This window comes from Escherichia sp. Lx600-2 (assembly GCF_036662595.1).
GTDB lineage: Bacteria > Pseudomonadota > Gammaproteobacteria > Enterobacterales > Enterobacteriaceae > Escherichia > Escherichia coli.
Genome location: NZ_JAYQWM010000152.1, coordinates 1 through 5193, shown reverse-complemented (window position 1 = coordinate 5193; position 5193 = coordinate 1). Strand labels below are relative to the sequence as shown.

Here is a 5193-nt window from a genome sequence, read left to right as displayed (position 1 = left end):
TCGGTGGAGCTGCATGACAAAGTCATCGGGCATTATCTGAACATAAAACACTATCAATAAGTTGGAGTCATTACCTGAAAAATCATTTAATAGCGTTTGCTTCGGTGATTCATTACTCATTAGTTGTTTTTCTAAATTAACAACAGAATAACTTTCTTGTTGAATGAGATTAATATTGGCAACCATTACAGCCTCCTTTCCACAGTTAAGAGCAAACATACAACATAATTATTTATAACATCCAGAGCAGTAAATGAATGATACTGACAATGATGCCAGCCCATTATCTTTGCATAATATTTGTTAGCTATAGATTTTAAAAATATTTATGAGAAAAGTATGGCACCAGAGGGGGTTTTGACTATCAAAAATCGCTCAAACATGAACTAAGATGATGAATTAAGCATTATCTGCGATAATTGCCATACAGCTCTACAAATAATATTTAAATGCTCCTGAACAGTGATGTAGCAAGACACGTATGGAGCCAACGAAGAATAAAAATTTATAGAGTTCTTATTCAATATAACCGAAATAGCCAAGGACTAATATAAATGACCTGAATGAGAGAGGCAGCACCGCCCCTCTCCATCAGCTACTCTTCTTCGTTCCCGCCCTCTTCATACGGGCCAAATGGCTTCGCGGGCAGAACGATATACGTGCCTTCAAACACTGCACCCGGCGTCTCGTCGCCAAAGATTTCGACCTGCATCTGCACCCGTGCTTTTCGTCCGCGCGCCAGACGGTCGAGATCGCCGCTTAAGGCACCAAGGTCGGCTACCGCATGGGGTTTACCGCTAATCGGTTTGCTGTAGCGGATATGCGCATCCGCCAGAATAATCGTTCCGCCGAGGTGGCGTTCACGCAGCATCAGCCAGATAAGCCCCCAACCGGTGAGCGTCGCCAGTGAGAATAAACTCCCGGCAAACAGCGTATGGTGCGGATTCTGATTGCCGGTTTCTGGCATGGTAGTGATAAATTTTTGCCCGGTATATTGCTGAATGCGCACGCCCATTTTTTCGCTTAACGGGATATGTTCGTACCACGCCTGTTGCAGCTGCGCGCACCAGTCACCGCGATGCAGAATGTCATCCAGAGTGGCAACGGGTTTAATCATCAAAAAATGGCGAATCGGCGTGGTAGTTGGGGTGGTGATCTCCCCCTGATTAATGAATCCCAGCTTGGCGAAAAACTCCACCGCGTCTTCACGGGCGCTACAGGTCACGCGCTTAACGCCTTCCTGACGCGCCACCGACTCCAGGGTCATCGCCATCAGCGTGCCTAACCCTTTGTCCTGCACGTCGGGATGAACGGCCATAAAGCGAATGGACGCTTCATTGTCGGCATTAATATACAGTCGGCCTACCGCCACCAGATTACCCTGCTCGTCGACGACCATCTGGTGATGCGCCATCGCATCCCACGCGTCGCGTTCCGAACCTTTTGGTTGATGCAGGGGCTTACGCAACATTTCCCAGCGAAACTGATAGTAACGCTCTAATTCTTCTTCTGTTTGTGGAACCCGAAGGTGATACATAGCGATACTCTCTCTTGTTTCCCGTGACAACCCTGGAAGCTGGCTCATACCTGCAACCAGAATGTCACGGGGCCATCATTGACCAGCGATACCTGCATATCCGCAGCGAAGCGTCCTGTTTGCGTGTTCATCTCTTGCTGACGGCAGCGTTCGACGAAATAGTCATATAACGCCTCTGCGCGATCCGGTGATGCGCCTTTGGAGAAACTTGGGCGCATCCCCCGTTCGGTATCTGCGGCGAGGGTAAACTGGGAAACCACCAGCACACTGCCGCCCGCCTGTTGCACGTTGAGATTCATCTTGCCTTCGGCATCGCTAAAGATGCGGTAGCCGAGCACACGCTCGCACAGACGGTTTGCTTTCTGTTCGTCGTCATCCTTTTCGACACCCAATAACACCAAAAGTCCCGCACCAATTTCGCCCGTCACTTTTCCCTCCACGGTGACGCTGGCACGGGTTACGCGTTGAATTAATGCAATCATGGTTCGTCGTCTTCTTCTTGTTCAGCAGCTTGTTTTAGTTTGCGGTATTCCCCGAGAGTGACAGTAATTTCCGCGCCAAGCAAGACGATACACCATGTCCAGTAGACCCAAACAAAGAGAATGGGGATCACCGCCAGCACGCCGTAAATGAGCTGATATGACGGGAACATGGTGATATAAAGCGCGAAACCTTTCTTTCCTGCTTCGAACAGGAGTGCTGCGACAAACGCGCCGACAATCGCGTCGCGGTTAGGTACGCGGATGGTTGGAACAATGCTGTACAGCAACCAGAAGGAGATCCACGACAACAGCAGCGGAAAAATACGCAGCACGTTGTCGATGACAGTATTGAGATCGCTCGCCCAGCGTAGGGAGAGCAAATAGGAACTGATCGCCAGACTGGCCCCTGCCAGCAGCGGCCCCAGCGTTAAAATCATCCAGTACACGGCAAACGAGTAAATTTTTGGTCGCGCTCGTTTACTGCGCCAGATGGTATTCAACGCGCTATCGATGGAGTACATCAACAATAACGCGGTGACGATCAGCCCGCACGCGCCAACGGCGGTCATCTTGTTGGAATTGGCAACAAATTGTTCGATATACCGCTGAATAACATCGCCAGTAGCAGGCAGAAAGTTGGCAAAAATAAAGTGACGCAACTGAATGCTGACGTCGGAAAACATGGGAAAAGCGGCGAAAAGCGCAAAAACAACGGCAACCAGCGGCACTAATGAGAGCAACGACACATAGGCAAGGTTACCTGCCAGGGTTGTCATATTGTCCTCATCAATGCGTTGCCAGAGTAGTTTCAGCCAGGCCCATAGCGGACGGGTACGGTGCCTGGCTTTGTCCTGAATGGTTTTTAGCATAACACCTTCGCGAAATAGTCCGGGATGGTGGTTTTATCTTTCACCAGAATACTGGTAATGCCTAGATGATTAGCTCCTTCTATATTATCGGCGTTATCGTCGAAAAAGACCGTATCGCTGGGTGAAAAACCTTCTGCCTGCAAAACATGCTGGTAAATTCGTGCTTCAGGTTTGCGCATCCCCAGATCTTGCGACAGATAGATATGGTCAGCAGCATCACGAATTTCCGGGTATTCTTCCGGCCAGAAGGTGGTATGCAGGCGGTTGGTATTGGAAAGCACCACCACGCGATGCCCCTGCTCACGCAGTTTATGCATGATGGCGATCACTTCCGGGCGCAGCGCAACAAACACCGCCTGCCAGCCGTGAGAGAACTGCTCGTAGCTTAGCGGTAGAGCCATCTCATGACACAGCGCCTCTGCGAACGCTTCGTCGCTAATTTCCCCGCGCTCATGCTGATGAAACGCCTCCCCCATATGAAAACTCTTCTTAAGCGTAGCCAGCGGAATACGCGTTAAATCGCTCCAGGCTCCCAGCACACGGTTAAAGTCGATATCGACAATCACATTACCTAAATCAAAGATATAGAGCATTTTTGCCTCCTTTCGCGCCACAAGAAATTAACTGTAGCGGGAAAGGATGGGTTTGGCTATGTGGCAATAAGGGTAATCTTGTGATGCTGATTGCGAAAAAGCAGAGTAATTTCACTGGCTTTTTCGCAATAGATGAATGGTTAAGATTCAGGTGTAAATTGCCAACGAGTTTCGATAACCAGCGACGATATGACACCGCAGGATATTTATCCACTTGTCGCGCTTACTGATCACGCCGTGTTCTCAACGCCAGGGCGGAAACGCATGACTGGCCTGCAGTCACCTGAAGAAGGTTTGTACCAGGCAACGACACAAACTGCGGGTAAAGTGTATGTCACGCTGGGTTCTGAAGATTCATTGTGGATTAAAGATGATCATTTGTGTCAACAGGATGCATTTTCTGTCAATGTGGTTGATACGACTGGAGCAGGCGATGTTTTTCACGGCGCGGTAGCGTTGGCAATGCACGGAATGTCAGGGCTTTTTTTACTGATGCCCCGCCTCCCAATTCTTTCTGCCAGTTGTTAAGTGAAGAGAATGTTGAACTGGTAGTTGCCGAGCAAGAAGTATCCTGAAATTGAAACTTCGAAAAATCCGCTGGGGATTCAGCGGATTTTTTTTGGCCGGATTAAGCACATCCGGCCATTAATTAAGCTTCAGCCGCCAGCATCTCTTTCTTACGTTGGCTAATACGCTTAACCAGCATTACGGAAACCACCGCACCACAGAATGCGAAGCAGGCCATAATGCCAAACACGATTTTGTAGCCAATAATCCCCGGATTTAAATCCAGAATGTAGCCATACAGACTAAAGCAGAACATCGCCGGGGCGTAACCAATAAAGCTACCCAACGCCATCGCCGCGCCTGTTTTATTTTCAGCAATTTTTGCTTCGCCGATAGGTGCAAAAAATACGGCTCGCTGTGTAAAGACTATCGCGCCAAAGCCCAGCGTACATGCCATCCCTAAATAGACCGGCATACTTTCGTGCGGCAGCATAATCAACAGTACGAGCGCAGCGGTACTGATGATAAAGGTGTAGCATAGATATTTACTCGGCGATTTCAGGATCTTATCTGAAATCATGCCACCAATCGGTCCACCAATCATTTTCAGACAGTATTGGTTAATGATGCCGTAAGCCCCCACCAGCGCAACGGGCAATAGATAGATGTTTTTCAGGAATGGAATGAAGAATGTCAGGCCACAGTAAACCGCGTAAACGAAGAAGACGTTGAAAGCGATAAGCCAGATAGTTTTGTCTTTCAGCACCGAGGTCATACTGGTGTTTTGCGATGCTCCGTCTTCTTTTTTCACCTCAACGGACGGTGCCTCTTCTTTGTCATTCAGGACAAAGAAAATAATAATGCCTACGGCAATCACAATAAGGGAATAGAACCAGATGCCTGCTTTAAAACCCAATAAGCCACTGCCAAACCAGGTAAATACTGCCAACGCAGAAAATGCCACCACGGTATCGACAATGCCACGCCCTGTTTCGAAGAAGCCAAACAACCGACCTTGTTGTTCGCTATTGCCCAATCGACTTACCGACTTGAGTAAGACCGGCCAGTTCATCATGTCGCAAGTAACGCCAAATAGCGCCCAGACAAAGAGGATGCCCCAATACCCCGGCGGTAATGACTCCAACTTATTGATAGTGTTTTATGTTCAGATAATGCCCGATGACTTTGTCATGCAGCTCCACCGA

The 5193-nt window shown here is 48.7% G+C and carries 6 protein-coding genes and 4 pseudogenes; 3 read left to right on the top strand and 7 right to left on the bottom strand.

Going from position 1 to position 5193, the window contains the following annotated elements; genetic code table 11:
* Positions 1–3: 3 nt before the first annotated feature.
* Complete coding sequence (locus tag OQV04_RS25320; protein ID WP_003032489.1) at positions 4–60, top strand: IS1 family transposase; 57 nt, start codon at positions 4–6, stop codon at positions 58–60.
* Positions 61–75: 15 nt separating this feature from the next.
* Here OQV04_RS25320 and OQV04_RS25315 read toward each other — a convergent pair.
* From OQV04_RS25315 to yihX, 5 genes and pseudogenes are all read right to left on the bottom strand, one after another.
* Positions 76–186: pseudogene (locus tag OQV04_RS25315) on the bottom strand (hypothetical protein); the annotation flags it as partial.
* Positions 187–595: 409 nt separating this feature from the next.
* Positions 596–1537: a fatty acid biosynthesis protein FabY gene (fabY, locus tag OQV04_RS23465; RefSeq protein ID WP_001343389.1), complete on the bottom strand. Its 942-nt coding sequence runs from the start codon at positions 1535–1537 to the stop codon at positions 596–598.
* A 44-nt stretch (positions 1538–1581) separates the two neighbouring features.
* Positions 1582–2019 (bottom strand): D-aminoacyl-tRNA deacylase, encoded by a 438-nt coding sequence (gene dtd / locus OQV04_RS23460; protein ID WP_032281927.1) that lies wholly within the window; start codon positions 2017–2019, stop codon positions 1582–1584.
* Complete coding sequence (locus OQV04_RS23455; RefSeq protein WP_000920762.1) at positions 2016–2888, bottom strand: virulence factor BrkB family protein; 873 nt, start codon at positions 2886–2888, stop codon at positions 2016–2018. Before OQV04_RS23455 ends, dtd begins: the two co-directional genes overlap by 4 nt.
* A complete protein-coding gene (gene yihX, locus OQV04_RS23450) occupies positions 2882–3481 on the bottom strand; it encodes a glucose-1-phosphatase (RefSeq protein WP_032281925.1) in 600 nt (199 codons plus the stop codon). Before yihX ends, OQV04_RS23455 begins: the two co-directional genes overlap by 7 nt.
* A 186-nt stretch (positions 3482–3667) precedes the next feature.
* Between yihX and OQV04_RS23445 the strand changes: the two are divergent.
* A pseudogene (locus tag OQV04_RS23445) lies at positions 3668–3946 on the top strand (PfkB family carbohydrate kinase); the annotation flags it as partial.
* Positions 3934–4056: pseudogene (locus tag OQV04_RS23440) on the top strand (DeoR family transcriptional regulator); the annotation flags it as partial. The pseudogenes OQV04_RS23445 and OQV04_RS23440, both read left to right, overlap by 13 nt.
* Positions 4057–4130: 74 nt before the next feature.
* Here OQV04_RS23440 and OQV04_RS23435 read toward each other — a convergent pair.
* Together OQV04_RS23435 and OQV04_RS25310 are read right to left on the bottom strand one after the other, a co-directional pair.
* Positions 4131–5117 (bottom strand): annotated as a pseudogene (locus tag OQV04_RS23435) (MFS transporter); the annotation flags it as partial.
* Between the two features lie 16 nt (positions 5118–5133).
* The coding region (locus OQV04_RS25310) for an IS1 family transposase (protein WP_071528444.1) at positions 5134–5193 on the bottom strand (60 nt) is incomplete at its 5' end.